This is a genomic window from Altererythrobacter sp. TH136 (assembly GCF_007065885.1).
Taxonomy (GTDB): Bacteria; Pseudomonadota; Alphaproteobacteria; order Sphingomonadales; family Sphingomonadaceae; genus Tsuneonella.
Map to the genome: position 1 here is coordinate 2,504,955 of NZ_CP041409.1, position 25,199 is coordinate 2,530,153.

31 protein-coding genes are annotated in these 25,199 nt (G+C 66.9%); 22 read left to right on the top strand and 9 right to left on the bottom strand.

Annotated elements, in window-relative coordinates:
- The first annotated feature begins 4 nt into the window (after positions 1-4).
- The 4 genes from C0V74_RS12270 (at position 5) to ribB (ending at position 3,942) form a co-directional block, all read left to right on the top strand.
- Complete coding sequence (locus C0V74_RS12270; RefSeq protein WP_143252013.1) at positions 5-703, top strand: amino acid racemase; 699 nt, start codon at positions 5-7, stop codon at positions 701-703.
- Positions 704-773: 70 nt separating this feature from the next.
- Complete coding sequence (locus C0V74_RS12275) at positions 774-1,934, top strand: deoxyguanosinetriphosphate triphosphohydrolase (protein WP_143252014.1); 1,161 nt, start codon at positions 774-776, stop codon at positions 1,932-1,934.
- Positions 1,915-2,628: an NAD(P)H-binding protein gene (locus tag C0V74_RS12280; RefSeq protein ID WP_246845013.1), complete on the top strand. Its 714-nt coding sequence runs from the start codon at positions 1,915-1,917 to the stop codon at positions 2,626-2,628. The genes C0V74_RS12275 and C0V74_RS12280 overlap by 20 nt, the downstream gene beginning before the upstream one ends.
- 30 nt (positions 2,629-2,658) lie before the next feature.
- Positions 2,659-3,942: a 3,4-dihydroxy-2-butanone-4-phosphate synthase gene (gene ribB / locus C0V74_RS12285; RefSeq protein WP_143252015.1), complete on the top strand. Its 1,284-nt coding sequence runs from the start codon at positions 2,659-2,661 to the stop codon at positions 3,940-3,942.
- Here the strand turns inward: ribB and ruvX are convergent.
- The 7 genes from ruvX to pyrE are packed head-to-tail and all read right to left on the bottom strand — an operon-like array spanning position 3,939 to position 9,241.
- On the bottom strand, positions 3,939-4,424 hold the full coding sequence (ruvX, locus tag C0V74_RS12290; protein WP_143252016.1) for a Holliday junction resolvase RuvX: 486 nt from the start codon (positions 4,422-4,424) through the stop codon (positions 3,939-3,941). The genes ribB and ruvX overlap by 4 nt on opposite strands.
- The gene (locus C0V74_RS12295; RefSeq protein ID WP_143252017.1) at positions 4,406-5,545 is read right to left on the bottom strand and encodes a DUF3089 domain-containing protein; all 1,140 of its coding nucleotides are present in this window, start codon (positions 5,543-5,545) and stop codon (positions 4,406-4,408) included. Before C0V74_RS12295 ends, ruvX begins: the two co-directional genes overlap by 19 nt.
- Positions 5,545-6,630 carry an AI-2E family transporter gene (locus tag C0V74_RS12300; protein ID WP_143252018.1) on the bottom strand — a complete coding sequence of 362 codons (1,086 nt, stop codon included), beginning with the start codon at positions 6,628-6,630 and terminating at the stop codon, positions 5,545-5,547. Before C0V74_RS12300 ends, C0V74_RS12295 begins: the two co-directional genes overlap by 1 nt.
- Entirely contained in the window at positions 6,627-7,484 is an 858-nt protein-coding gene (gene lepB / locus C0V74_RS12305) for a signal peptidase I (RefSeq protein WP_207974409.1), read from the bottom strand. The genes C0V74_RS12300 and lepB overlap by 4 nt, the downstream gene beginning before the upstream one ends.
- A gap of 38 nt (positions 7,485-7,522) precedes the next feature.
- The gene (gene acpS, locus C0V74_RS12310) at positions 7,523-7,924 is read right to left on the bottom strand and encodes a holo-ACP synthase (RefSeq protein WP_143252019.1); all 402 of its coding nucleotides are present in this window, start codon (positions 7,922-7,924) and stop codon (positions 7,523-7,525) included.
- 10 nt (positions 7,925-7,934) lie between these two features.
- Positions 7,935-8,663: a pyridoxine 5'-phosphate synthase gene (locus C0V74_RS12315; RefSeq protein ID WP_143252020.1), complete on the bottom strand. Its 729-nt coding sequence runs from the start codon at positions 8,661-8,663 to the stop codon at positions 7,935-7,937.
- Positions 8,660-9,241, bottom strand: a complete 582-nt coding sequence (gene pyrE, locus C0V74_RS12320) for an orotate phosphoribosyltransferase (protein ID WP_143252021.1) — start codon at positions 9,239-9,241, stop codon at positions 8,660-8,662. Before pyrE ends, C0V74_RS12315 begins: the two co-directional genes overlap by 4 nt.
- Before the next feature lie 185 nt (positions 9,242-9,426).
- Between pyrE and coxB the strand changes: the two genes are divergently transcribed.
- The 4 genes from coxB (at position 9,427) to C0V74_RS12340 (ending at position 14,182) form a co-directional block, all read left to right on the top strand.
- On the top strand, positions 9,427-10,563 hold the full coding sequence (gene coxB, locus C0V74_RS12325) for a cytochrome c oxidase subunit II (protein ID WP_143252022.1): 1,137 nt from the start codon (positions 9,427-9,429) through the stop codon (positions 10,561-10,563).
- A 30-nt stretch (positions 10,564-10,593) separates the two neighbouring features.
- The gene (gene ctaD / locus C0V74_RS12330; protein WP_143252023.1) at positions 10,594-12,330 is read left to right on the top strand and encodes a cytochrome c oxidase subunit I; all 1,737 of its coding nucleotides are present in this window, start codon (positions 10,594-10,596) and stop codon (positions 12,328-12,330) included.
- A 73-nt stretch (positions 12,331-12,403) separates the two neighbouring features.
- Positions 12,404-13,375, top strand: coding sequence for an alpha/beta hydrolase (locus tag C0V74_RS12335; RefSeq protein WP_168194207.1), 972 nt, complete (start codon positions 12,404-12,406; stop codon positions 13,373-13,375).
- A 501-nt stretch (positions 13,376-13,876) separates the two neighbouring features.
- Positions 13,877-14,182, top strand: coding sequence for a hypothetical protein (locus tag C0V74_RS12340; RefSeq protein ID WP_143252024.1), 306 nt, complete (start codon positions 13,877-13,879; stop codon positions 14,180-14,182).
- Between the two features lie 52 nt (positions 14,183-14,234).
- Here the strand turns inward: C0V74_RS12340 and C0V74_RS12345 are convergent, their stop codons facing one another.
- Complete coding sequence (locus C0V74_RS12345) at positions 14,235-15,308, bottom strand: ionic transporter y4hA (protein WP_143252025.1); 1,074 nt, start codon at positions 15,306-15,308, stop codon at positions 14,235-14,237.
- A gap of 297 nt (positions 15,309-15,605) precedes the next feature.
- Here C0V74_RS12345 and C0V74_RS12350 point away from each other — a divergent pair, with 297 nt between their 5' ends.
- The 13 genes from C0V74_RS12350 (at position 15,606) to C0V74_RS12405 (ending at position 23,912) form a co-directional block, all read left to right on the top strand.
- Entirely contained in the window at positions 15,606-16,523 is a 918-nt protein-coding gene (locus C0V74_RS12350; protein WP_131624919.1) for a heme o synthase, read from the top strand.
- The gene (locus tag C0V74_RS13290; protein WP_282595921.1) at positions 16,520-16,642 is read left to right on the top strand and encodes a hypothetical protein; all 123 of its coding nucleotides are present in this window, start codon (positions 16,520-16,522) and stop codon (positions 16,640-16,642) included. Before C0V74_RS12350 ends, C0V74_RS13290 begins: the two co-directional genes overlap by 4 nt.
- A gap of 3 nt (positions 16,643-16,645) precedes the next feature.
- Positions 16,646-17,218 carry a cytochrome c oxidase assembly protein gene (locus tag C0V74_RS12355; RefSeq protein WP_131624920.1) on the top strand — a complete coding sequence of 191 codons (573 nt, stop codon included), beginning with the start codon at positions 16,646-16,648 and terminating at the stop codon, positions 17,216-17,218.
- 69 nt (positions 17,219-17,287) lie between these two features.
- On the top strand, positions 17,288-18,115 hold the full coding sequence (locus C0V74_RS12360; protein ID WP_143252026.1) for a cytochrome c oxidase subunit 3: 828 nt from the start codon (positions 17,288-17,290) through the stop codon (positions 18,113-18,115).
- Entirely contained in the window at positions 18,115-18,519 is a 405-nt protein-coding gene (locus C0V74_RS12365; RefSeq protein ID WP_131625016.1) for a DUF983 domain-containing protein, read from the top strand. The genes C0V74_RS12360 and C0V74_RS12365 overlap by 1 nt, the downstream gene beginning before the upstream one ends.
- 17 nt (positions 18,520-18,536) lie before the next feature.
- Positions 18,537-19,100 carry an SURF1 family protein gene (locus C0V74_RS12370; RefSeq protein ID WP_246844886.1) on the top strand — a complete coding sequence of 188 codons (564 nt, stop codon included), beginning with the start codon at positions 18,537-18,539 and terminating at the stop codon, positions 19,098-19,100.
- 94 nt (positions 19,101-19,194) lie between these two features.
- Complete coding sequence (thrC, locus tag C0V74_RS12375) at positions 19,195-20,595, top strand: threonine synthase (RefSeq protein ID WP_143252027.1); 1,401 nt, start codon at positions 19,195-19,197, stop codon at positions 20,593-20,595.
- Complete coding sequence (locus C0V74_RS12380) at positions 20,595-21,485, top strand: class I SAM-dependent methyltransferase (RefSeq protein WP_143252028.1); 891 nt, start codon at positions 20,595-20,597, stop codon at positions 21,483-21,485. Before thrC ends, C0V74_RS12380 begins: the two co-directional genes overlap by 1 nt.
- Before the next feature lie 10 nt (positions 21,486-21,495).
- A complete protein-coding gene (locus tag C0V74_RS12385; RefSeq protein ID WP_131624924.1) occupies positions 21,496-21,870 on the top strand; it encodes a dihydroneopterin aldolase in 375 nt (124 codons plus the stop codon).
- A complete protein-coding gene (locus C0V74_RS12390; protein ID WP_143252029.1) occupies positions 21,867-22,208 on the top strand; it encodes a Rossmann fold domain-containing protein in 342 nt (113 codons plus the stop codon). The genes C0V74_RS12385 and C0V74_RS12390 overlap by 4 nt, the downstream gene beginning before the upstream one ends.
- A complete protein-coding gene (moaA, locus tag C0V74_RS12395) occupies positions 22,195-23,199 on the top strand; it encodes a GTP 3',8-cyclase MoaA (RefSeq protein ID WP_143252030.1) in 1,005 nt (334 codons plus the stop codon). Before C0V74_RS12390 ends, moaA begins: the two co-directional genes overlap by 14 nt.
- Before the next feature lie 6 nt (positions 23,200-23,205).
- Entirely contained in the window at positions 23,206-23,448 is a 243-nt protein-coding gene (locus C0V74_RS12400; RefSeq protein ID WP_143252031.1) for a MoaD/ThiS family protein, read from the top strand.
- A gap of 5 nt (positions 23,449-23,453) precedes the next feature.
- A complete protein-coding gene (locus tag C0V74_RS12405; RefSeq protein WP_143252032.1) occupies positions 23,454-23,912 on the top strand; it encodes a molybdenum cofactor biosynthesis protein MoaE in 459 nt (152 codons plus the stop codon).
- Here C0V74_RS12405 and C0V74_RS12410 read toward each other — a convergent pair.
- The gene (locus C0V74_RS12410; protein WP_143252033.1) at positions 23,909-24,409 is read right to left on the bottom strand and encodes a hypothetical protein; all 501 of its coding nucleotides are present in this window, start codon (positions 24,407-24,409) and stop codon (positions 23,909-23,911) included. The two genes, C0V74_RS12405 and C0V74_RS12410, sit on opposite strands and share 4 nt — an antisense overlap.
- Positions 24,410-24,594: 185 nt before the next feature.
- On the opposite strand from C0V74_RS12410, the gene rplU reads away from it, so the two are divergent.
- Complete coding sequence (gene rplU / locus C0V74_RS12415) at positions 24,595-25,197, top strand: 50S ribosomal protein L21 (protein ID WP_143252305.1); 603 nt, start codon at positions 24,595-24,597, stop codon at positions 25,195-25,197.
- The last annotated feature ends 2 nt before the right edge of the window (positions 25,198-25,199 follow it).

Below are 25,199 nucleotides of genomic sequence, written 5' to 3' on the forward strand. Positions count from 1 at the left end.
GACGTTGCGCAAGCTGGGCATGATCGGCGGAATGAGCTGGGTCTCGACGCGCGATTACTATGAGCGGATCAACCGCGGCGTGCGGGCCCGGACTTCGCCCATGGCGAGCGCGCCGCTGCTGATCGAAAGCCTCGACTTCGAGCCCCTGTGGGGCCTTAACAGCGATGAAGACTGGCGCCGCGCCGGCGACGTACTCGCCCAATCGGCCGAGCGGCTGGTGCAGGCGGGGGCCGAGGGGCTGATCATCTGCGCCAATTCCATGCACAAGGTCTATGACCAGGTTGCCGCGGCAGCGGGGGTGCCGGTGCTGCACATCGCCGAATGCGTGGGCGATGCGATGCACGCGGCGAACGTCACAGGCGCGGTGCTGATCGGCACGCGCAACGTGATGACCGAGCGGTTCTATCGCGAACGGCTGGTCGCGCACGGGGTCGACCTGCTCCCGCCCGACATGGACATGATCGAGGAGATCGACCGGATCATCTACCAGGAACTGATGCGCGGCAAGATCACGCGCGACGCCGAACGGACGCTGAAGACCTGGATCACCCGCAAGGAACAGGACGGGGCGGAGGCGGTCGTGCTCGCCTGCACCGAGCTGGCGATGATCGTCGATGTCGATGCCAACGTTCTGCCGGTGTTCGATTCCACCCGAATCCACTGCAACGCGGCGGTGGACTGGATGCTGGCCACGGATAACTGACCGGCACGCGACGATGTTCCGCAGGCGTTCCCGTTGTCGGGAGTCTGCCGCCCCCCTATCGCCGCCCGGCATGACGCTTGCCCCATACGCCGCCGATCCCGCCGCCGGACGCGGTCGCGAATTTCCCGAAGACCGCGACGGCGCGCGCGGCCCCCGCAGCGAATTCCAGCGCGACCGCGACCGGGTGGTCCACTCGATCGCCTTTCGCCGGCTGCGGTCCAAGACCCAGGTATTCATCGCACCCGACGGGGATCATTACCGAACTCGCCTGACGCACAGTCTGGAGGTGTCGCAGATCGGCCGGGTGATCGCCCGCGCGCTGGGGCTGGACGAAGACCTGACGGAGGCGATCAGCCTGGCGCATGACATCGGGCATCCGCCGTTCGGCCATGCGGGGGAGGCAGCGCTGGAGGCGGCGATGGCCGGCCGGGGCGGGTTCGACCACAACGCGCACACGCTGCGGGTGCTCATGCGGCTGGAAAGTCCGTACTGCGATCATCAGGGGCTCAACCTGTCATGGGACGTGCTCGAGGGGCTGGCCAAGCACAATGGCCCGGTGGCGGCGCCCGGCTGGGCGCTGGCCGAGCTTGACGAAGCATTCCCCCTCGCGCTGGGCGCGTGGCCCAGCCTGGAGGCGCAAGTGGCGGCGCTGGCGGACGATATCGCATACGACAACCACGACATCGACGACGGTCTGCGCGCAGGCTTCCTGACACTCGACGATCTGATGAAGCTGCCGCTGCTGGCCGATCGCTACCGCGAGGTGGAGCGGCGCTTTGTGCGCGCTACGCCCGAACAGCGACTGCGCGAATTGGTCCGCAGCCAGATCGGCGCGATGGTCAATGATCTGCTCGACACCACCCGTTCACGCATCGCCGGTCTGGGCAGCGTTGCCGAGGTGCGCGACCATGCCGGGCCGCTCGCCGCATTCTCCGATGACATGGCGGCTGCCGAGCGCACGCTGAAGCGGTTCATGTACGACAAACTCTACTACCATCCGGAACAGACCGCAGCTGCGGAGTACGCCCGCGACGTCGTCTCGCGCCTGTTCGCCGCCTACGATCAGGATCCCACGGCCTTGCCAGCGGCGTGGCGAGCGGCGTTGCCGGCGCAGGAGCCTGAACGCAGCCGCCACTTGAGCGACTTCATTGCTGGAATGACCGATCGCTTTGCCATCGATCAATGCGTGCGCATCTTCGGCCGTGCGCCCGATGGACTGCGCAATGTCTGATCCGCTGCGCATCGCGCTGGTCGGCGCCACCGGCCTGATCGGCAGCGAGGTGATGAAACTGGCGGTCGGGCGGGCCGACGTGCGGCTGGTGGCGGTCGCGCGGCGCGAATCGCCGTTGCCGCAGGGTGCGCGGATGGAGATGTTCGTCTCCGAGCCAGGCAAATGGGGCGAAGTGTTCGAGGCGGTGAGGCCCGTGGCATTGATCTGCGCGCTGGGTACCACCTGGCGCAAGGCAGGACGGGACGAAGAGGCGTTCCGCGCGGTGGACCACGACCTCGTCCTCGACACCGCGCGCGCGGCGAAGGCCGCGGGGGTCGAGCGGCTGGTGGCGGTCAGCTCCACCGGCGCTGATGCGATGAGCACCAACCGCTACCTGCGCACCAAGGGCGAAGTCGAGCGCGAGCTCGGGAAATTGCGGTTCAGGCGTCTCGACATCCTGCGGCCGGGATTGCTCAAAGGGCAGCGGGTTGCCGACCTGCGACCGATCGAGCGGCTGGGCAGTTGGCTCAGCCCGTTGGCCGATCTCGCGATGCAGGGCCGTTACCGCCAGTACCGTTCCATCCGGGCGGAAGTGGTCGCCCGGGCGGCTATCGCCTTGGCAATGCGCAAGGCGGGCGGACGCTTCGTGCACGATAACGACGCACTCCTGCGTGCCGCGGCGACCCTGCCGGAACTTTCCTCTTTTACATTATAGTGTGTCGAACACATTTCAGTGTGATATGCGATTCGCATGAGCACAATCGAACGCGTCCGCACTCTCGTTTCGCAAGACCGCATGAGCCGCACCGCGCTCGCGCGCGCCGCGGGACTTCACGCCAACTCCTTGCGCGATTGCCTGGAGCCTCGGTGGAATCCCACCGCCGATACCCTTGGCAAGCTGGAGGCATTTCTCTCCGCCAATGACGAGCGACCGGTGATCGTCTCGGCCGAAGAGATCATCGACGAAGCGCGCAACGGTCGGATGTTCGTGCTGGTCGATGACGAGGACCGCGAGAACGAGGGCGACCTGATCATCCCGGCGCAGATGGCGACGCCCAATGCGATCAATTTCATGGCGACGCACGGGCGGGGCCTGATCTGCCTCGCGCTGACCAAGCAGCGGGTCGAACTGCTGGGGCTCGACCTGATGAGCCGCAACAACCGCACGCGGCATGAGACCGCTTTCACCACCTCGATCGAGGCGCGCGAAGGCGTATCCACCGGCATTTCGGCCGGGGATCGGGCGCGCACCGTATCGGTCGCGATCGATGGCTCCAAGGGACGCGACGACATTGTCACTCCTGGTCACGTGTTCCCGCTGGTCGCGCGTGATGGCGGGGTCCTGGTCCGCGCCGGCCACACCGAGGCGGCGGTGGATATCTCCCGCCTTGCCGGCCTGAACCCCGCCGGCGTGATCTGCGAGATCATGAACGAGGACGGCAGCATGGCGCGGATGGATGACCTCGTCCGTTTCGCGCGGGTGCACAACTTGAAGATTGGCACCATCCGCGACCTGATCGCCTATCGCCGCAAGCACGATCACCTGATCGAACGGCGCGGCGAGCGGCGCTTCACCAGCCGCTGGGGCGGGGAATGGCAAGCAGCCTCGTTCTACAACCGCGCCACCGGCGAAGAGACCCTGGCACTGGTCAAGGGCGCGATCGATCCGGCCAAGCCCACGTTGGTGCGGATGCATTCGCTGTCGCTGTTCGATGACATCTTTGCCGAAGACGGCCCGCGCGGTGGCATGATCGAAAAGGCGATGGAGCAGATCAGCCGCGCAGGCGCGGGGGTGATCGTGCTGATCAATCGCGTCGCGCGCGATTACGTCAGCCGCGCGATCGCGCGGGGCAGCGAGCCGCCGGCGGACGAGGCGCAGGTGACCGAGCAGCGCGACTACGGCGGCGGGGCGCAGATCCTTGGCGCGCTGGGGGTGCACGACATGATCCTGCTGACCAATACCGAACATTCGCTGGTCGCGCTGGAGGGTTACGGCCTCAGCATCGTTGGTCAGCAACCGCTAGGCTAGAAGGCGGCTCCGGCGAGCGCATCGATCGCGCCTTGCAGGATCACGGCGGCGGCGTGCGCGTCGATCCGTTCCTTGCGCTTGGCGCGGCTCATGTCCTGTTCGATCAGCGCGCGCTCTGCGCTGCTGGTCGACCAGCGTTCGTCCCACAGCAGGATCGGCAGCGCGAGGGCGGCCGACAGATTGCGCGCGTATGCCCGGCTGGCCTGCGCGCGCGGGCCTTCGGACCCATCCATGTTGCGTGGCAAGCCGATCACCAAGCCGCGCACCGCGCGGGCAGCGGCGAGGGCGGCGAGCACCTCGCGGTCCCGCCCGAACTTTCCGCGCGGCAGGGTCTTGTCGGCGCTCGCGAAGCGCCAGCCGGCGTCGCACAACGCCGTGCCGATCGTCTGAGTGCCGAGATCGAGTGCCAGCAGCACCCCGCCATCCGGCAGGGCGGCGGCGAACTCGGCGGCGCGGGTGGTGATCAGGTGGCCGGTTTCCATGCCGCCAGCCGCCGCGCGACGTCGGCCTTCAGGTTCGCCCAGAACAGCGGAATATCGTACACGTGGTAGTTGTTGCCCGGCAGCACTCCGGGGCCAAGGTCCGGCGGATCGCCGATCAACAGCAGGCCGGTGTCCGGATCGCACCGCGCGGCCACGGCACCCACGATCAGTTCGCCGGTAGAGAAGTCGCTCGCCGGCTTCAGCGTGCCGAGGTTCGCTTCTGCCGGTGCCGTGCCGCCTTGTGTGCCGGTGAGCGGGTTGGTGCACACGATCGCGCCGTCGCCGCGTGGCTGACCGTCGAACCCCGGGGTGGCGGTGAACCGCTCGAACAGCAGCGCGGGATCGGCCGGCTCCGCGAAGCTCGACCAGGTGGCGATGCAGCCTGCCTGGTCGGGGGTCGCGCAGGCCGGCAGCCCGAGCGCCGGGAGGTCATGCTCCACCGAGACCGGCCAGCCGACCGGATAGACCATCGCGATCCGCTGGGCGAGCGGCGTGCCGATCACCTTTTCGCGCAGCAGGCGCAACACCATCAGCGCGCCCTGGCTGTGACCGGCCAGCACGATCGGTTCGTCCTTGGGAGCGGTGGCGACGAAGAAATCAAACGCCTGAGCGACGTCCCGGTAAGCGAGATCCAGCGCCTGGTTCGCCTCCGCCTTGTCGGTCAGGAATGCGCCGATCACCGCCTGGCGGTATTTGGGCGCCCAGACTTCGTCCGCCGCGGCGAACGGGCTGGCCATTCCGCGCAGGAACAGCCGGGCGCGGGTCTCCGCATCGGAGTCGCCGATGGGGGCGTTCCACGGAGCGTCGGCCCCGATGGCGGGGCGGATGTAGCTGGTGGGATGGACGAAGAAGACCGCGAACTTGGCGGCATCCGCAGCAGCGGGCGTCGGCGCGCCTTGCGGCACGAACCGCACAGGATCGGCCGCGCCCATGCCCGGCCGCGCATACCACATGGCCGGATCGGCATAGGCGTTACTGTCGAGCGCCGGCTGCGCCGTGAACTCGCTGCGAGGAACGAACGCGAGCTCGGTCGCCTCCTTGGACCAGAGGTTGAGCGCGATGGCGCCTGCGATCACCAGAAAGATGACGATCGCGACGAAGTACAGGAACTTGCGCGCCATCAGTCAGCCGCCGGCTCTGCATCGCCGTTATCGAGCCGATGCGCCCGCCGCTCCAGCGCGACCTTGATCATCGCCAGCATCGGATCGGCGAAGGTGAGACCCAGCACGCCGAACAGCACGCCCATGACCAGCTGGAAGCCGAGCACCAGCGCCGGCGCCAGATCCACCGTCTTCTTGGCGATCATCGGGACCAGCACGTAACCGTCGAAGTTCTGGATCGCGAGGTAGATGCCGATCGTCCACAGGCCCATCTCGGTGCCCCCGGAAAAGCCCACCAGGACCATCAGCACGCCCGACACGATCGCTCCGATGTTGGGGATGAATGCCAGGATGCCGGTGATCAGCGCCAGCAGCGCCGCCATCGGCACGCCGACCAGGGTCAGCGCGATGTAGGTAAACGCCCCTTCGGCGGCCATGCCCAGCAGCCGGCCCGCCAGCAGCCGCCGCATGCTGTAGGCCATGTGGTCCAGCGTGTCGGCCAGCTTGCCGCGGTGTTGTTCGGGCACCATCCATGACAGGCCCCGCTCGTACGGCCGGGGATCGACTGCCAGGTAGATGCCGATGATCACGATCAACAGCAGGGTGGTGAGGCCGCCGAACACGCCCCCGATCGCCCGGGTAACCGATCCGACTCCGGTGAACAGCTGTGTCGCAAGCCCTTCGATCTCGTCCTGACCGATTTGCACGCCGTTGTCGCGCAGCACGCCGACCAACCGGCCAAGCTCCGTCGTCACCAGCTGGGGAAACTGGGCGGCCTGTTCCGCGATCTGGGTGCCGGCGAACCGGACCAGCCATGCTGCGAACAGCGCGCCGAACAGCAGGACGATGGCGGCTCGCCAGGTGCGCCCGATGGGCAGCACCCGGCCAAGCAGTCGCGTGCCTCCGTCGATGATCGCGGCGAACACCAGTGCCCCGAAGATCACCAGCAGGGTCTGGGCCAGATAAACGGCGAGGACCACGAAGCCGATCACCGACACCCACACGAGCGCCCGGCGGGCCTCTTCCTGCAAGCGCGGGTTGCTGATCTGCGTCGGGCTGGCGCCGACCGCCTGCTCCGGCAGTTCCGGGTGGTCGCTATCGCTCATCGGGATGCCTGCTCCTCGGCAATGGCGGGACGCAAGGTGCTCCACGCGCGGTTTCCGCGTAGCGAGCTCCACCACGACGCCGGGTTCCAGGTGGTGGTGCCGTCAAGCGAGAAGGTGATGAACTCCGCCCGGCCGCCGACGTTCGCCAGCGGAACGGGTCCGCCGAGGCCGCGCTCCCAGGTTTCGGCGCGGCTGTCGGCCGAATGGTCGCGGTTGTCGCCCATCAGGAACACGTGCCCTTCCGGGACCAGCGTTTCAGGATAGTTGTCGAGCATCTGCTGTTCGTGGTCGACCACCAGGTACGTCGCGCCGTTGGGCAAAGTCTCGCGCAGGGCGGGCACTTCGTAGTAGTCCTTACCGTCGTTGCCGCGGACCCGGTAGTTGTCCCAATAGCCGAGGCAGGGGCGCCCTTCGCACAGCTGCGCGTCGGCGGGGATGCGGATATCCGGCTCCACCTTCTGCGGCACCGGCTTGCCGTTCAGGATTACCTGTCCGCCCACCACCGCGATCCGGTCACCCGGCAGGCCGATGACGCGCTTGATGTAATCCTCGTCGCGGTCAGGCGGCACGGCGATGACGATGTCGCCATACTGCGGGGTCGAAGGCCACACGCGCGTGTCGCTGCGCGGGAGGACATGAAACGAGGCGGACACCCAGCTCCACCCGAAAGGATATTTCGACACCACCAGCCGGTCGCCGACCATCAGGTTCGGCACCATCGAGGTCGACGGAATGTAGAATGGCTTGGCAACGAGGCTGTGGAACGCCAGCACCGCGAGCAGCATCAGCGCCAGCCCGCGCAGTTCTGCGAGCCAGTTGATCTTCTCGCGCGGCTTGTGGTCGGGTTCGCTCACGGGGTGCGGTTCGCCTGGGGACGTAAGGTGAGGGGAGTTCAAAGGGGCAGAGCCTCGATGACGACGAAGGCCTGGGCCCATGGATGGTCGTCGGTTAGGGTGAGGTGAATACGCACCTCATGGCGTTCCGGGGTCAATTCGGCAAGTCGCTTCGCCGCGCCGCCGGTCAGCGCCAGAGTGGGCGCGCCGCTGGGGGCGTTCACCACGCCGATGTCCTTGTGGAACACGCCGCGCCGGAACCCGGTGCCGATGGCCTTGGCGAAAGCTTCCTTGGCCGCCCAGCGCTTGGCGAACGTGCCCACCCGGGTGAAGGGACGCTTGGCCGCCTTCGCGCGCTCCACGTCAGTGAAGCAGCGCGCCTCGAACTTCTCGCCCCACCGCTCGAGCGAGTTCGCGATCCGGTCCATGTTGGTGAGGTCGCTGCCAAGGCCGATGATCATCGTCCCCGCCTCATCGGGCGTCGTCCATCAGCTCGCGCATTCGGCGGACGGCCGCTTCCAGCCCGACGAACACCGCCTCGCCTACCAGGTAGTGCCCGATGTTGAGCTCGGCGAGCTGGGGAATGGCGGCGATGGGTTGGACGTTATCGTAGGTAAGGCCGTGGCCGGCGTGCGGCTCAATCCCGTTCTTCGCGGCCAGCGCGGCCATGTCGGCGATCCGCCGCAGCTCGACCGGCACCTGTTCCCCCACGGCGTGCGCGTATTCGCCCGTGTGCAGTTCGACCACGGGGACCCGCAGGCGCAGCGCGGCATCGATCTGCCGCTCTTCCGGGGCGATGAACAGGCTGACACGGATGCCCGCATCGCTCAGTCGGGCCACGATCGGCGCGAGTCGATTGTGCTGGCCTGCGGCGTCCAGTCCGCCCTCGGTGGTGCGTTCCTCCCGCCGCTCGGGCACGATGCACGCGGCGTGCGGCCGGTGGCGGAGCGCGATCTCCAGCATCTCGTCGGTCGCCGCCATCTCCAGGTTGAGCGGCAGGTCGGTCGCGTCCTGGATTCGCTGCAGATCGTCGTCGCGAATATGGCGCCGGTCTTCGCGCAGGTGCGCGGTGATGCCGTCTCCGCCGCATGCCGCGACGATCTGAGCCGCGCGCACCGGATCGGGATGATCCCCTCCGCGCGCGTTACGGATGGTCGCCACGTGGTCGATATTGACCCCGAGGCGGAGCCGCGCGCTCACGCCTTGCGGCTCCCCGGCTTGGTCACCGGTACCGCCGCGAGTTCGGCGGGCACTTCATCATCGGCATACGTCGGGAAGTTGAGTGCGATCAGCGGAAAGAACGGCACGCCCAGATCGACCGAGCCGTTCGAGCGGTCGACCAGCGCCGCTTCGGCCAGCACCTCGCCCCCTTCGCGCGCGACCGCGGCGATGGCCTCGCGGCTGGACAGGCCGGTCGTGACCACGTCTTCCACCATCAGGACCTTGGCGCCGGGCTGCAGGCGAAACCCGCGGCGCAGTTCGAACGTGCCTTCGGGCCGTTCCAGGAACATGGCGTCCTTGCCGAGCGCGCGGCCCATCTCGTGGCCGATGATCAGGCCGCCCATCGCCGGGCTGACGACCGCGTCGATCGCCCCCCGCAGCTCCCGCGGCAGCTTCTGCGCCAGCGCGCGGGCCAGCCGGTCGGCGCGCGCCGGGTCCATCAGCACCCGCGCGCACTGAAGGTAATGCGCGCTGTGGCGTCCGCTCGACAGCAGGAAGTGCCCTTCGAGCAGAGCTTCGGAGCTGCGGAATTCGTGCAGCACGTCTTCGTCGGTCATCGGCGGTTCGCTGCTGGCTCAAGGGGTGGGGAAAGGCGGTCGAAAATCTCCCTAGAAGCGCTTGAGGGATGGGGCAAGCGCGCGTATAGGCCCGCCCAAACCCCCGTCAGTGGGGTGTTTCCGGCCTGTTTTTTGAGGGGTGGGAAACCAGGCATGCAACAGGCTAGACGGAAAGCTTCGCACCGATGAATCTCGGCAATTCGACCGCCCGTATGTTGAGCGCGATGGGGGCTGCGCTGTTGCTGGCGTTGTCGCCGCAGGTCGCTTCGGCGCAAGCGGCCCCCGCCACCGTAACGACGGCCGCCACGCCGGCGGCGATCGCCAGCCCTCCGGCTTCGGCCACTGAGGCGGCACCCGCCGCCGACCAGCTTGGAGCCGCCGCGGCAGGCGCGGTCGATGACAAGGTCGATGCGTCGAGTGAGACTGTCGCTCCGGGTGCCGGCGCCTACAAGCCGCTGGGACCGGAATGGATCAAGGGCCAGCCGTCGGCCGGCGCGCTGGACCTCCAGCAGCAGTATTCGCCCACCGGCCGCCAGGCGACCAAGCTGCACAACGTGCTCGTCTGGTTGATGGCGATCATCAGCCTGTTCGTGCTGGGCCTGCTGCTTTACGTGATGTGGCGGTTCCGCCGGGGCCGCAATCCGGTCCCCTCGCGCACCACCCATAACACCTTCATCGAAGTGCTGTGGACCCTGCTGCCGGTGCTGATCCTGGTGGGCATCGCGATCCCGTCGATCAGCCTGATCTCGGCCCAGTACGAAACCGCACCCAAGAACGCGCTGACGATCAAGGCCACCGGGTACCAGTGGTACTGGGGCTACAGCTATCCCGATAACGGCGGGTTCGAAGTGATCTCGAACATGCTGCCGGAAGACGAGGCGAAGCGTCGCGGCGAACCGGGCCAGCTGGCGGTCGACAACCGCATGGTCGTGCCGGTCGGCGAATGGATCCGCCTTCAGACGACCGCGGCCGACGTCATCCACTCGTTCGCCGTGCCGAGCCTGTGGTTCAAGATCGACGCGGTGCCCGGGCGACTCAACGAACGGCGCCTGATGATCGAAGAGCCCGGCATCTATTACGGCCAGTGTTCGGAACTGTGCGGCGCGAAGCATGCCTACATGCCGATCGCGATCGAAGCAGTCCCGCGGCCGCAGTTCGAAGCGTGGCTGCGGTCGCAGGGCGGCACTGTCGGCCCGGCGGAAACGCCGGCGGCTCCCGCGGTCGCGCCGACGCAGCAACCCGAAAGCTCGGCCCAGCAGCCGGCTGCCGGCTCGAGCGCGGCTCCGGCCGCCGCCGCCACCCCCGCTGCGCCCGCCGCCTGATTTAGCTACGTACGTTCGAAAGACCTGATCATGGCCACTACCGCCGACCACTTCCAGGCTCACCACGATGAGCACGCGCATCACGATGCGGACCACAAGCCGGGTTTCTTCGCGCGCTGGTTCATGTCGACCAACCACAAGGACATCGGCACGATGTACCTGATCTTCGCCATCATGGCGGGGATCATCGGTGGCGCGATTTCAGGCGTGATGCGGGCCGAATTGGCCGAGCCGGGCATCCAGGTGCTCGGCAGCTGGGTGAGCATGTGGGGCGGCGAGGCCAGCTTCGAGGCGAACCTCCACGCGTGGAACGTGCTGATCACCGCGCACGGGCTGATCATGGTGTTCTTCATGGTCATGCCGGCGATGATCGGCGGCTTCGGCAACTGGTTCGTGCCGCTGATGATCGGCGCGCCGGACATGGCATTCCCGCGCATGAACAACATCAGCTTCTGGCTGACGGTCGCAGGGTTTGTCTCGCTGTGCTTCTCGCTGTTCGTACCCGGTGACGCGACCGGCCTTGGCGCGGGCACCGGCTGGACGGTCTATGCGCCGCTGTCGACGAGCGGGTCGGTCGGCCCGGCAGTCGATTTCGCGATCTTCTCGCTGCACCTTGCCGGTGCCGCGTCGATCATGGGCGCGATCAACTTCATCACCACGATCTTCAACATGCGCGCGCCGGGCATGACCCTGCACAAGATGCCGCTGTTCGTGTGGTCGGTGCTGGTGACCGCGTTCCTCCTGTTGCTGGCGCTGCCGGTGCTGGCCGCGGCGATCACGATGCTGATCACCGACCGCAACTTCGGCACGACGTTCTTCGACGCGAGCGGCGGCGGCGATCCCGTGCTCTACCAGCACCTGTTCTGGTTCTTCGGCCACCCGGAAGTGTACATCATGATCCTGCCGGGCTTCGGCATGATCAGCCAGATCGTCGCGACGTTCAGCCGCAAGCCGGTGTTCGGCTACCTCGGCATGGCTTACGCGATGGTCGCGATCGGCGTGGTCGGGTTCGTCGTGTGGGCGCACCACATGTACACCACCGGCCTCAGCGTGAACGAGAAGATGTACTTCACCGCGGCCACCATGGTCATCGCGGTGCCCACCGGCGTGAAGATCTTCAGCTGGATCGCCACGATGTGGGGCGGTTCGATCGAGTTCAAGAGCCCGCTGGTGTGGTCGATCGGCTTCATCTTCCTGTTTACCGTCGGCGGCGTGACCGGCGTGTACCTCGCCAACGGCGGCGTCGACGACGTGGTGCACGATACGTATTTCGTGGTCGCGCACTTCCACTACGTGCTGTCGATGGGCGCGGTGTTCTCGCTCTTCGCCGGCTTCTACTACTGGTTCCCGAAGATGAGCGGACGGATGCATTCCGAACTGCTCGCGCACCTGCACTTCTGGGGCTTCTTCATCGGCGTGAACGTGATCTTCTTCCCGCAGCACTTCCTGGGGCTGAACGGCATGCCGCGCCGCTACCCGGATTATGTGGAAGCGTTCACGTACTGGAACAACGTCAGCACGATCGGCTACATGATCATGGCGGGGTCGATGATCTTCTTCTTCGTGAACATCGCGTATGCGTTCATCGCGGGCAAGAAGGCGGCGGCGAACTACTGGGGCGAAGGCGCCACGACGCTGGAGTGGACGCTGTCCAGCCCGCCGCCGTACCACCAGTTCGAAACGCTGCCGGTGATCGAGGACGACCACGATTATCACAACCACATGCCCCGCGACGGGCGCACCGACGGCGCCCCGGCCACGGCCTGAGCCTTTCGGCGGAAGAAACATGCGGCCGGTCCTCACCTCGAGGGCCGGCCGTTTGCGTTGAAGGAGGAACCGAATGCCCGAGATGCGCCAGATCGATACCGGCCACGCGTCCCTGCGGTGTGCCATCGAGGAGGGGGGATCAGCCTCCGGTCCGCTGGTGATCTTCGTCCACGGCTTTCCGGAAAGCTGGTATTCCTGGCGCCACCAGCTTGGTCCTGTCGCTCAAGCCGGCTTCACCGCCTGCGCGATCGACGTCCGCGGCTATGGCGGTTCTGACAAGCCGCCGCTGGTCGAGGATTACACCCTGCAAGCTATCGCGGCCGACCTGATGGGACTCGCCGAAGCGCTGCGGCCGGGCGAGCAGGTGATCTTGGTGGGTCACGACTGGGGCGCGCCGATCGTCTGGAACACCGCGCTCACCAACCCCGATCGGGTGTCCGCGGTGGCTGGCCTGTCGGTGCCGTTCGCCGGGGTGCCCAACCGCCCGTTCACGGAGGTGTTCCGCGAACACTTCACGTCCAAGGGCAAGTTCTTCTACCAGGAATACTTCCAGGAGCCCGGCATCGCCGAGGCCGAGGCGGAGGCCGATCCCGAGCATTTCGTCCAGCGGATGATGTATTCGATCAGCGGCGACGTTCCCCACGGTGACTACTACGACAAGCCGCTCGGCGCGAAATTTCTCGACGGCTTGCCCGATCCGCAGCCGGTTGCCTGGCTGACCACCGAGGACATCCAGTTCTACGGCCGCGAATTCAGCCAGAGCGGCTTTCGCGGGCCGCTCAACCGCTATCGCAATCACGAGCGGGATTACGAATGGCTGCAAGGCTGGGCCGGGAAGCGGATCGAGCAGCCGTGCCTGTTCATCGGCGGCGACCGCGATCCCGCCACCACGCTGTTCGGCGCGGTCGCCGATCCGGTGGCACTGATGCGGGTGTTCGCCCCCCGGGTCGAGGGTCACGTGCTACCCGGCGTCGGCCACTGGACCCAGCAGGAGCGACCGGCAGAGGTCAACCGACTGCTGCTGGACTGGCTGGGGCGGTTGTAACCGAACGGCCCTTAGGGACCGGCGCCCATCGCAGCGCGCCTGATCCGCCATTTGAGGCCTAAGGTGTCGTTAAGCCGAACGTATGGTACAGCAAAGCTCGTGACGGCAAGTTCCCTCCTCCAGCGCCAGTTCCGCGTGTTTCTGGCGCTTATGCTTGGTGTGGTCCTGTTCCAGACCGCGCCCGCAGGCGATCTGCCGATCCAGAGGGGTCATGGTTCGGCGTTCAGCGCCGCCACTTACGACGTCGCTCTGCCAGTCCGCCGCGACAGCGCCGAGGTAACGAGCCCCGCGCCCGTTCCTTTGTTGGCGGTGGCGCCCGCTCGCTTTGCCGCAGTGGGGTACGACAGCCCGGTGGCGGCCAAAGCGCCGCTGCCGCCGCGGCAAACCGGCCCTCCGGCACCCCCGCCACGCCTTCACGTAGCATCACCCCGCGCGCCTCCTGTTCAATCCTGATCGTCCGCTCTTTCGGGAGCATCACACGTCCAAGATCCAGGAATTGACATGCAAAAACCATCAACCGGTGCCCTGCCAGGCACCGATCGCTTCGACTATGTCGAAAGCCTTATCGCGCGCTATCCCGACACCACCGAAGCGGAGGTCGAGGATTTGAAGCGGTGGTTCACTAGGGAAGCAAGCGCGTTCGACGTCGCCAGCCTGGCGAGCAAGGAGAGCATCCATGCACGCTACGCGGCGTTCCGGGCTGAACACATCGATGGCTTCCGGACGAAGGATTACGCGGTCGCTGCTATAGCCATCGCCATCGCAGCAGCCGTCATCGTGTATTTCGCCTTCTACGCGACCGCCTGACAGCGGCTGACTTGGGGGCGCCCCGGTTTCGGCCGGGGCGCCTGCCCGCTGCTCAGGGAACGATTGTCGTGAACAGATAGACAGCGAAGATCACCAGGTGCACCGCGCCTTGCAGCACCGTCGTGCGCCCGGTCCCGAGCGTGAGCGTGGACACGATCAACGTCAACAACAGCAACACGACACTCTTGGTGTCGAGGCCGAGCGCGATCGGAAGGCCCATCAGCAGCGACAATGCCGCGACCGCGGGAATGGTGAGCCCGATCGTCGCCAGCGCGGAACCGAGGCCCAGATTGAGGCTCGTCTGCAAACGGTTCGCCAGGGCCGCACGCAAGGCCGCCACGCCCTCCGGCAACAAGACCAGCGCGGCGATGATGACGCCCACGATCGCCCGCGGCGCGCCTGCCGCGGACACCGCGCCCTCGATCGCCGGGGCAAGCGTCTTTGCCAGCAGGACCACCGCGCCGAGACACAGGACCAGCAGCATCCCCGACGCGGCCGTGCGCGCGTTGGACGGCGGCGCGGCGTGAATCTCCTGATCTGCCACCACCGCCTTGTCCGGCAGGAAATAGTCCCGGTGCCGCACAGTCTGAACGCCGACAAACGTCGCGTAGAGCAGGAAGGAGACGACGGCGACGAACGCGAGCTGCGACGTCGAGTAGACCGGACCCGCTTCGCTCAGCGTGAAGTTCGGCAGGACCAGCGTGAGCACAGTGAGCGCGCAAATCGTCGCGAGCGAAGCGCTGACGCCGACCTGCTGGAAAACCTGCTCCTTGTGCCGGAGCGCGCCGATCAGGATGCAGACGCCGACAAGGCCGTTGAGGATAATCATCACGGCGGCAAACACCGTGTCCCGGGCAAGGGTGGTGGCGCTCTCCCCGCCAGCGGACATCAACGTGACGATCAGGCCCAGTTCGATCACCGTGACGGCCACCGCCAGCAGGAAGGTGCCGAACGGCTCGCCAACCCGGTGCGCGACGAGTTCCGCATGGTGCACGGCGGCGAGCACGCTGGCGATCAACGTCGCTGCCAGCACGAGCGTGGGTACCACCCCGCTGAAGCTGGCGAGATAAGTCAGCCATGCGACAATCGGTGCGGCCGTAGTCCAGTGTTTTTGCCAGAAAGCCATGGGAGAACCTTAGGGACGCAAAGCTCGTCTGCAATAGGGGTCGAAAGTCGAGTGACCGGGTATCTTGCGTGCCGGCGCTTGCCAGCGTTTTCCTACAGGCGGTCATCTGCGCCATAGTCTGGGCATGATAGCGTCCATCCACTTCGCTGCAGGCCGCGAGCTTCCGGAAATGGGGGCGGCGGATTTTTTCTCCCCAGAACAGTGTGACACGTGTGACACATCCCGGATGCCTGCGCCTCGCACCCATTGCGCCTTCCCTCAGCGCGGCAGGACCCCTATAGGCCCGCTCGTCTGCCGATGACCGAATCCACCGCCCTGTACCTGCCGACCGACTGGCGCGACTTCCTGTCGCTCACCAAGCCGCGCGTGATGAGCCTGGTGATCTTCACCGGCTTGTGCGGCCTGCTGGCGGCGCCGGGCGACATCCACCCGGTGATCGGCTTCACCGCGGTCCTGTGCATCGCGATGGGCGCGGGCGGTGCGGCGACGCTCAATCAGTGGTGGGAGGCGGATCTCGACGCGGGCATGAAGCGCACCGCCAAGCGGCCGATCCCCGCCGGTCGCCTGCGCCCGACCGACGCACGCGATTTCGGCATCGCGCTGTCGGTGGCCTCCGTCGCGGTGATGGGCATCGCGGTCAATTGGCTGGCGGCGATCATCCTCGCGGTATCGATCGTGTATTATGCGGTTATCTACACGATCTGGCTGAAGCCTCGCACACCGCAGAACATCGTCATCGGCGGCGGGGCGGGGGCGTTTCCGCCGATGATCGGCTGGGTCGCGGTGACCGGCGACATCACGTTGATGCCGGTGCTGCTGTTCGCGATCATCTTCATGTGGACGCCGCCGCACTTCTGGGCGCTCGCGCTGTTCGTGCAAAGCGATTACGCCAAGGTCGGCATTCCCATGATGCCTGTAGTGAAGGGGGAGGCCAGCACCCGCCGCCAGATCATGGTCTATTCCGTGCTGCTGCTGCCGCTGGCCGCGGCGCCGTGGTTCATCGGCGGGACCGGGGCGATCTATGGCGTCGTCGCCATCGCGCTGTCGCTGGTTTTCCTGATTCTCGCTGCACCCGTGGCGCTGCGCCGTGCGGAGCCGGGCGATACGATGAAGCCTGAAAAGCGGCTGTTCGGCTATTCGGTGCTCTATCTGTTCGCCCTGTTCGCCGCACTGGTTGCCGACCGGGTGGTTTACGGGCAGGGCTGGCTCGCATGACCCCGGAAGAAGAAATCGAATTCAAGCGCCGCCGCAAGGGGCGCAACATCGCGCTCGGGCTGGTGCTCGTGTTCTTCGTGATCCTGTTCTACTCCATCACGCTGGTGCGGATCGGCTGACCGATGGCGAGCATTCCGCAGGTTAGGCGCAGCAACGCCCGCACGGGCATCACCGCCGCGCTGCTGGCACTGGCTATGCTGGGCCTGGGCTTCGCCGCGGTGCCGCTGTACCGCCTGTTCTGCCAGGTCACGGGCTTTGGCGGCACCACGATGCGCGCTACCGAGGGCCAGGCGATCGCCGCCGAGCGTGCCGGAGCGAAAGCTGGAGCGTCCATCTCGGTCCGCTTCGACGCCAATATCGATGCCGACTTGCCGTGGACGTTCCGTCCTGAGCAGGTGACCCAGACGGTCAAGCTGGGTCAGCGGCAGATGGCGTTCTATTACGCCAAGAACAATTCCGACCGGCCCATCTCCGGCCAGGCGAGCTTCAACGTCTCGCCCGACCAGACAGGTGGCTACTTCAACAAGGTCCAGTGCTTCTGCTTCACCGAGCAGACGCTGCAGCCGGGCCAGGAAGTGGTGATGCCGGTGCTGTTCTTCGTCGATCCGGCAATCCGGCAGGACGAAGACGCGGCGCCGGTTGAACAGATCACCTTGAGCTACACTTTCCACCGCCAGGCGGATCAGCCGCAATAGCGCTCTTGTTAGCGCCGTTTGCGCGCATTAAGGGCAAGCCAAACCGCTCGATCAGGGACGAGATTTCACATGGCAGGCGCCAAGAACCACCAGTACCACATCCTGCCGCCGGACATCTGGCCGCTGATCGGCTCGATCTCCGCGGTGACCTTCACCAGCGGCATGGTGCTGTTCATGCACCGCGATACGATGAGCGGGTGGCCGATCGTCCTGGGCCTCGGCGTTGCCGGCCTGATCGCGACCTTCTTCAGCTGGTTCGCCAACATCGTCAACGAAGCGCAAGCGGGCGATCACACCCCGGTGGTGCAACTGCACCTGCGGTACGGCATGATCCTGTTCATCGCTTCGGAAGTGATGTTCTTCGTCGGATGGTTCTGGGCGTTCTTCGATTTCTCGCTGTTCCCCAGCGAGTTGTCGGAAGTGGTGGGCGGCCAATTCCCGCCCAAGGCGATCGAGGCGGTCATGGACCCGTTCGACCTGCCGCTGCTCAACACGCTGATCCTTCTGTGCTCCGGAACGACGGTCACCTGGGCGCACCATTCGCTGATCCACGGTGATCGCGACGGCCTCAAGAAAGGGCTGTGGCTGACGGTCCTGCTCGGCATCCTGTTCAGCTGCATCCAGGCGTACGAGTACGCCCATGCGCCGTTCGAATTCGGCAACAACACCTACAGCTCGGCGTTCTACATGGCGACCGGCTTCCACGGGTTCCACGTGCTGGTCGGCACGATCTTCCTGATCGTCTGCCTGGTCCGGACCTACAAGGGTCACTTCACTCCGCAGCAGCACTTCGGTTTCGAAGCCGCCGCGTGGTACTGGCACTTCGTCGACGTGGTGTGGCTGTTCCTGTTCATCGCGGTCTACGTGTGGGGCGGCTGGGGCGCGCCGATTCACTGATGAATTCGGACCGCCCCGACCACCAGCAGGGGCCAGCCGATCGACAAGGGCAGCCTGGCATCGCCGCGGCTGCCCTTTCGGGTCTGTGTCCCCGGTGCGGAGCCAGGACGCTGTTTGCCGGGGTCGCCCGCTTCGCTCCGGCGTGCCGCTCCTGCGGGCTGGACTTCTCCCGCTTCGACGTGGGTGACGGACCGGCGGCGTTCCTTATCCTGATCATCGGGGCACTCGTCACGGGTCTAGCGATCTGGCTGCAGCTCGCAGCGGAACCGCCGTTCTGGCTGCAGGCGTTGATCTGGATCCCGGTCACGCTGGCGCTGGTGGTGCTTGGCCTCAGATTTTCGAAAGCAGCGCTGATGGCGAGTGAATACCGCAACCGTTCCGGCGAAGGCCGGCTGAGGAAGTGAGCCGGCGGATACCTGTCGTGGCGACAGTGATCGTGGCGCTTGCGATCGCGACGATGATCGTGCTCGGCCTGTGGCAGATCGGCCGGGCGGATGAGAAGCAGGCGCAGCTGGCACGTTATCAACAGTCGCTGACGATGGCGTCAGAGACGCAGTGGCCGCGCACCGCGCAGGAGCGGGAGGCGGCGCTTTATCGCCGGTCGGAACTGACCTGTGCCCAAGTTCGCAGCATCGACGCCCGCGCCGGACACTCCCAGACCGGCCAGACAGGATGGGCGCACATCGCGCAGTGCACCCTGGCCGACGGCAGCCCCGCGGTGGTGGCGCTCGGCTGGTCGAGCGATCCGGCAGCGGTGCAATGGCAGGGGGGCGCCGTGGCCGGTTTCGTCGGACCTTCCGGCAAGAACGGCGTGCGGCTCGTGGCCTCGCCTCCACAGGCCGGTCTCGCGCAGCTCGCCGCGCCCGACCCGCGCGATGTGCCGAACAATCACCTGTCCTATGCGGTGCAATGGTTCCTGTTCGCCGCGACCGCACTGGTGATCTATGTGCTAGCGCTCCGAAAGAAGTGGCGTGAAGCGGCATAACGCCGCGGGGGCTGGGCGAACAAGAAAACCGCCCGCCGGTGCCAAGTGTGCCTTGCTTGCCGGCGCCCGGGCACCTCGCTAGTCGCTGAATCCGATGGAATACATCTCCACTCGCGGAAGCGCGCCAGCGCTCGACTTCGAAGGCGCGACCCTGGCCGGTCTCGCCAGCGACGGGGGGTTGTATCTGCCGCGCGAATGGCCGCGATTTACCGCTGGCGAGATCGCGGGGTTGCGGGGCCTGCCTTACGCCGAACTCGCCGCGCGGGTGATGCAGCCGTTCGTCGGCGACAGCCTCTCGCCCGAACGGCTGAGGGAGCTGACCGGCGCCGCGTACGGCCGGTTCTCGCACGCCGCGGTCACGCCGCTGGTGCAACTGGACGAGACGCACTGGCTGCTCGAGCTGTTCCATGGGCCGACCCTGGCATTCAAGGACGTAGCACTTCAACTGCTGGGATTGCTGTTCGAGGAGTTCCTCGGCCGGACGGGTCGCAACCTGACGATCGTCGGTGCGACCAGCGGGGACACCGGCAGCGCCGCGATTGATGCGGTCGCCGGCCGCGAGCGGGTGGAGATCTTCATGCTTCACCCGAACGGCAAGGTGAGCGACGTCCAGCGGCGCCAGATGACCAGCGTCCTTGCGCCCAACGTGCACAACGTCGCGATCGACGGTTCGTTCGACGATGCACAGGCCATGGTGAAGCGCATGTTCGCCGATCCCGAACTGACTGCACGTCTGCACCTGGGCGCGGTCAATTCGATCAACTGGGCGCGGCTGATGGCGCAGGTGGTGTATTACTTTGCCGCCGCCCTGCAGCTTGGCGCGCCCGACCGCCGGGTCGCCTTCAGCGTGCCGACGGGTAATTTCGGCGACGTGTTCGCCGGGTATGTCGCCGCGCAGATGGGGCTGCCGATCGAGCGGCTGATCGTCGCGACCAACGTCAACGATATCCTCCACCGCGCACTGGCCGACGGCGACTATTCTGTCGGCAGCGTCACCGCCACCGCCGCGCCCAGCATGGACATCCAGGTCAGTTCTAACTTCGAACGCCTGTTGTTCGATGCGGGCGGCCGCGACGGGGCTGCCCTGGCGGAGCAGATGCGCGGTTTCGAAGCGAGCAAGGCCATGCAGCTGACCAACTCCCAGCGGCAGGGGGTCGCGGGGCTGTTGACCAGCGCTCGCGCCGAGCTGGGCGACATGAACGGCGCAATGCGCTGGGCGCGGGAAGCGGCAGGTCAGCTGATCGACCCGCACACCGCCATCGGCCTGCATGCCGCGCGCGCTGCCGATCTGGAGCCGCAGGTGCCGGTGGTGACGCTCGCCACCGCTCATCCGGCGAAATTCCCGGATGCGGTGGAGCGGGCCACCGGGCAGCGGCCGCATCTGCCCGCGCGGATCGGTGATCTGTTCGCGCGGGCGGAACGCTTTGACGAGCTGCCGGGCGATTACCGCGCCGTCAGCGCCTATATCGCCGAGCGGGCGAAGCCTGCCGCCTGATGGCCAATCTGGTGCAGCAACCGGTGGTCCTGGCCGGAGAAGGTTGGGCCGACTACGCGCTGCTCGACAGCGGGCATGGCCGCAAGCTCGAACGCTATGGCCGCTATCGTTTCATCCGGCCCGAACCGCAGGCGATGTGGACGCCGCGCCTGGATCATTGGCCGGCCGACGGCGAATTCGTTCCGGGTTCCGATGAGGATGGCGGAGGACGCTGGCAATTCGCGAATGCTGTCTCTTCAGATGGATGGCAGCTTGCATGGGACGATGTTCGCTTCACTGCCCAGTGCACTCCGTTCCGCCATCTTGGCTTCTTCCCCGACATGGCGCCGGTCTGGACGTGGATGCGGCAGCAGCTCCTGGGCATGGAGCAGGCCCAGACCTTGAACCTGTTCGGGTACACCGGCGTCGGCAGTCTGGCCCTGTCCGCCTGCGGGCCCGTGGCGCATGTCGACGCCAGCAAGAAATCCGTCGCCCAGGCGCGCGCAAACGCCGACCTGTCGGGCATGGCAGAACGGCCGATCCGCTGGCTGATCGACGATGCGGCCAAGTTCGCCGCTCGCGAGGTGCGCCGGGGCAAGCGCTACGACGGCATCATCCTTGACCCCCCGAAGTTTGGCCGGGGCCCCAATGGCGAGACCTGGCGGATCGAGGAGCACCTCGCCCCGCTCGTGTCAGACTGCCGCAGGTTGCTGGATCGCGACAGCCGGTTCCTGTTCCTGACGGTCTACGCCGTCCGCATGAGCAGTCTCGCGCTCGCCGGTCTGCTGGCCGAGCTGTTCGCCGACCTGCCGGGGACGATCGAGCATGGTGACCTGGCCGTCAGCGAGGAGGGTGAGGGCGCCCGGCTGCTGCCCACCGCCATCTTCGCGCGCTGGTCCAATCCGGGCTAAGGCGGCGTCCATGGCCGATTCGCTGATCCTGGAAGTCGCTGATCTGGAAGTGGATGTGCTCACCGGCATCTACTCAGAAGAGACCGGCAAGCCGCAGCCGTTGCGCATTTCGGTGTCCGCCCGGTTGAAACCGGAAGCGCGCTACGAGCCGGATACCCCGCTTGCGGCGAGCAAGAACTACATGGATCTCAAGTTCGCCGCGACCGAGGCGCTGGGATCGCAGTTGCACTTCAAGCTGATCGAATCGGTGGCGGACCACATTTGCGATACGCTATTCGTGTCGGATCGGCGGGTGGAAGCGGTCACGGTGAAGATCGTCAAGCTGGCGATCGCCGAGGCGGGTGAGCGGATCGGCATCACCCTGACCCGCGAGCGGCGCGGGTGAACGGGGCCGTGCTGCGGGTCGGCGGGTTGCCGGACGAAGCACTCGATGCAGCTGCTGCTTTCTACGAGCAGTGGTTGCCGCGGGCGCTGAAGCAGCTTTCGCCAGACAGCGAGGTGCTGACGATCGTGTTATCGGGTGCAGCTTACGATCACACGGATTGGCGCCGGGCAGCGGCGCGGGACATTGCACGGGCAGTAGCCCCGCAGCGGGTGAATATCGTAGCAGGTGACGATGAGGGGGCGATCGCGGCCACCGTGGAATACTTGGCCCGCGCTCCGGGACTGACCGGGCAGTATCTACCCACGACCGGCAAAGGCGCGGGCGTTGCCACCGGCTGAGCCTACGCTGATCGACCGCTTTCAGCGGCGGATCACCTACCTGCGGTTGTCCGTCACCGATCGCTGCGACCTGCGCTGCGTATACTGCATGCCGCGCGAGATGGTGTTCCTGCCCCGCAAGGATTTGCTGACGTTGAACGAGCTCCACCGGCTGGCGCTGGCGTTCATCGACCGCGGCGTGCGCGCGATCCGGCTGACCGGCGGCGAGCCGCTGGTCCGGCGCGATGTCATGGATTTCGTGACGGCGCTTGGCCGCCACGTAGGACAGCAGCTGGACGAACTGACGCTGACCACCAACGGAACGCACCTTGCCGATAAGGCTGATGCGCTGGCGGCGGCGGGGGTGCGCCGGGTCAACGTATCGCTCGACACGCTCGACCGCGCTCGCTTCACCCAATTGACCGGCGCCGATCGGCTCGGTGCGGTATTGGGCGGGATTGCAGCGGCGCGCGACGCGGGCCTGGAGGTGAAGCTGAACGTCGTCGCCCTGCGCGACGAGAGCAGCGAGGGCCGGCGCGAACTCATTGAATGGGCGCATGGCCACGGTCATTCGGTGACTCTGATCGAGGTGATGCCGATGGGCGAGGTGGCAGCCGGGCGGGCAGACCAGTTCGTGCCGCTGACCGACGTGCGCCGAGAACTTGAGGCGCGGTGGACGCTCACACCGTCGACTCATCGTACCGGCGGGCCCGCGCGCTACTGGCATATCGCGGAGACGGGGGGGCGGATCGGGTTCATCACACCGCTCAGCGACAACTTCTGCGCTGGCTGCAATCGGCTGCGGGTGACCGCCACGGGCCAGTTGCACCCGTGTCTCGGCGGCACGGAAGCGGTCGATCTGCGCGCGGCGCTGCGCTCTGGAGGGGGAGACCAGGCGCTGGCGTCGGCGCTGGAGACTGCCATGCGGATCAAGCCTGAACGCCATCGCTTCGCGATTTCCCAGGGGTTCGCGAGCGGCCCTGCGCGGCACATGTCGGTCACGGGCGGCTGACGGCTGGTGGGGGTGCGGGTGCTGCTGCTGGGACGGCTGCGAGATTTGGCCGGGACCGACCAATTGATCCTGGACGCCCCGCTGTCATGGGAAACGCTGCTCGCCAAGGTACCCGCGGCGCTGGCGGCGGCGGTCCGGGATGAGCGGGTGCACGTTGCGCTTTCGGGCACGGTGGTGGCGGACAAGGCGACGATCCTTGCCCACGAGGGTGACGAGGTCGCGCTGCTGCCGCCGGTCAGCGGAGGCTGAGGGTGATGGGCCTGCGGGGTCCGGCCGATGTGCGGTTGCTGGAGGACAGACTGTCGCCCGGGCCGGTGCTGGCCGCGCTTGGCGAGGTCCATCAGTCGAGCGGCGGGATCGCGAGCTTCGTCGGGCAGGTCCGGACCGGCGGCGGGGTCACCGCGCTGGAACTGAGCCACTATGCTCCGCTCACCTTCCCGGGGATGGAACGGCTTGCCGGCGAGGCGCTGGCCCGCTGGCCGCTCGACGCACTGGTGGTGTGGCACCGGGTGGGGCTGCTTTTGCCGGGAGAGCCGATCGTGCTGGTGGCGGCAGCGGCGCGGCATCGGCGAGCCGCGATCGAGGCGGTCGATTTCACGATGGACCACCTGAAGGCGGCGGCCTGGTTCTGGAAGCGCGAGCAGCGCGATGGGCAGTGGCACTGGATCGAGCCGCGGCCCGAGGATCATGCCGACCTGGCGCGGTGGAGCTAGCCGACCCGCGCCCGGAGGCGCCCCAACGCCTCATCTTCTGACCGCACAAGAGCTTCAACCTCGTCCCGCACGGCCCCGATCGCCTCGCGCGGCCCGGCTTCGATGGTCGAATCGACCCACAACGCATCGAGATCGGCCAACGGAACCGCGGTCAGGCTGCGCTGCGAATCGAGATCGGCCAACGCGACCTGCGCGTTGGCCCAACTGTCGCTGCCGGTCGCCCCGGCCGCGGCGGCGGCGCGCTGGGCTGCGGGAAGGGCGGCCATGAACTGGGCGTGATGTCCGGCGGCATCGCGGCGCAGCGCGGCGAGGCGGGCGACGAGGTCGGCGCTGGGGGCAGGCGGCGGCAGGGGCACGACCTGCGCCGGGTCGGTTGCGGAACTGCCCTGCGCCCGTTCCGCCGGCCGCTGGGCGAGCGAGGGGTAATCTCCCGAGCTGGCACAGGCGGCGAGCAATGCGGAGAGCAGCAGGGCTGCAAAAGGTCTGGCGCCGGTCACCGGGTGTCCTTAGCACGGCCGGCGATGCTGGGAAGCCGGTCCAGCGCAATTTGGCCCATCCGAGCGTTGACTTGTTGGAGCCTTTCCTTTAGCGGCGCTCATCTTTCCGGGGCCCTTCATCGGGTTCCCCGGTCTCGTCGCCTTGCCAAGGGCGGCCACACACATAGTCGGAAGTGAACCTTACCATGTTCGCAGTAGTGCGCACGGGCGGCAAGCAATACCGGGTTGCCGCCGGAGACAAGATCGCGGTCGAGAAGCTGGCGGGTGACGCCGGTGAGACCATCACGCTGGGTGACGTCCTGATGGCCGGCGAAGGCGACAGCCTGGCCGATGCCGCCAAGGTCGTCGTGTCGGCCGAGATCATCGCCCAGGCGAAGAGCGAAAAGGTCATCGTCTTCAAGAAGCGCCGCCGGCACAACTACCGCCGCAAGGCCGGGCACCGCCAGCAGATGACCCTGCTGCGGATCGTCCAGGTCGGCGACGACAAGTACGAGAAGTCCGCGCCGAAGGCAGAGGCTGCTCCGATCGCGACCGCTCCGGTTGCCGATGCGGCTCCGCTCGACACCACCCCGGCCGCCACTTCGGGCGATACCGGTTCGGTCGATACGGCTCCCGCAGCCGAGACCGCTGCCGCCAAGCCGAAGAAGGCGAAGGCTGCCGCTCCGGCCAAGGATACCGGGACCGCCGGCGAGGGCATGGTCGATGCGCCCGCCAAGAAGAAGCCGGCCAAGAAGGCCGCCGCTCCCCAGGACGACAGCGCCACCGACGGCGCTGCCGACAGCGAATAAGA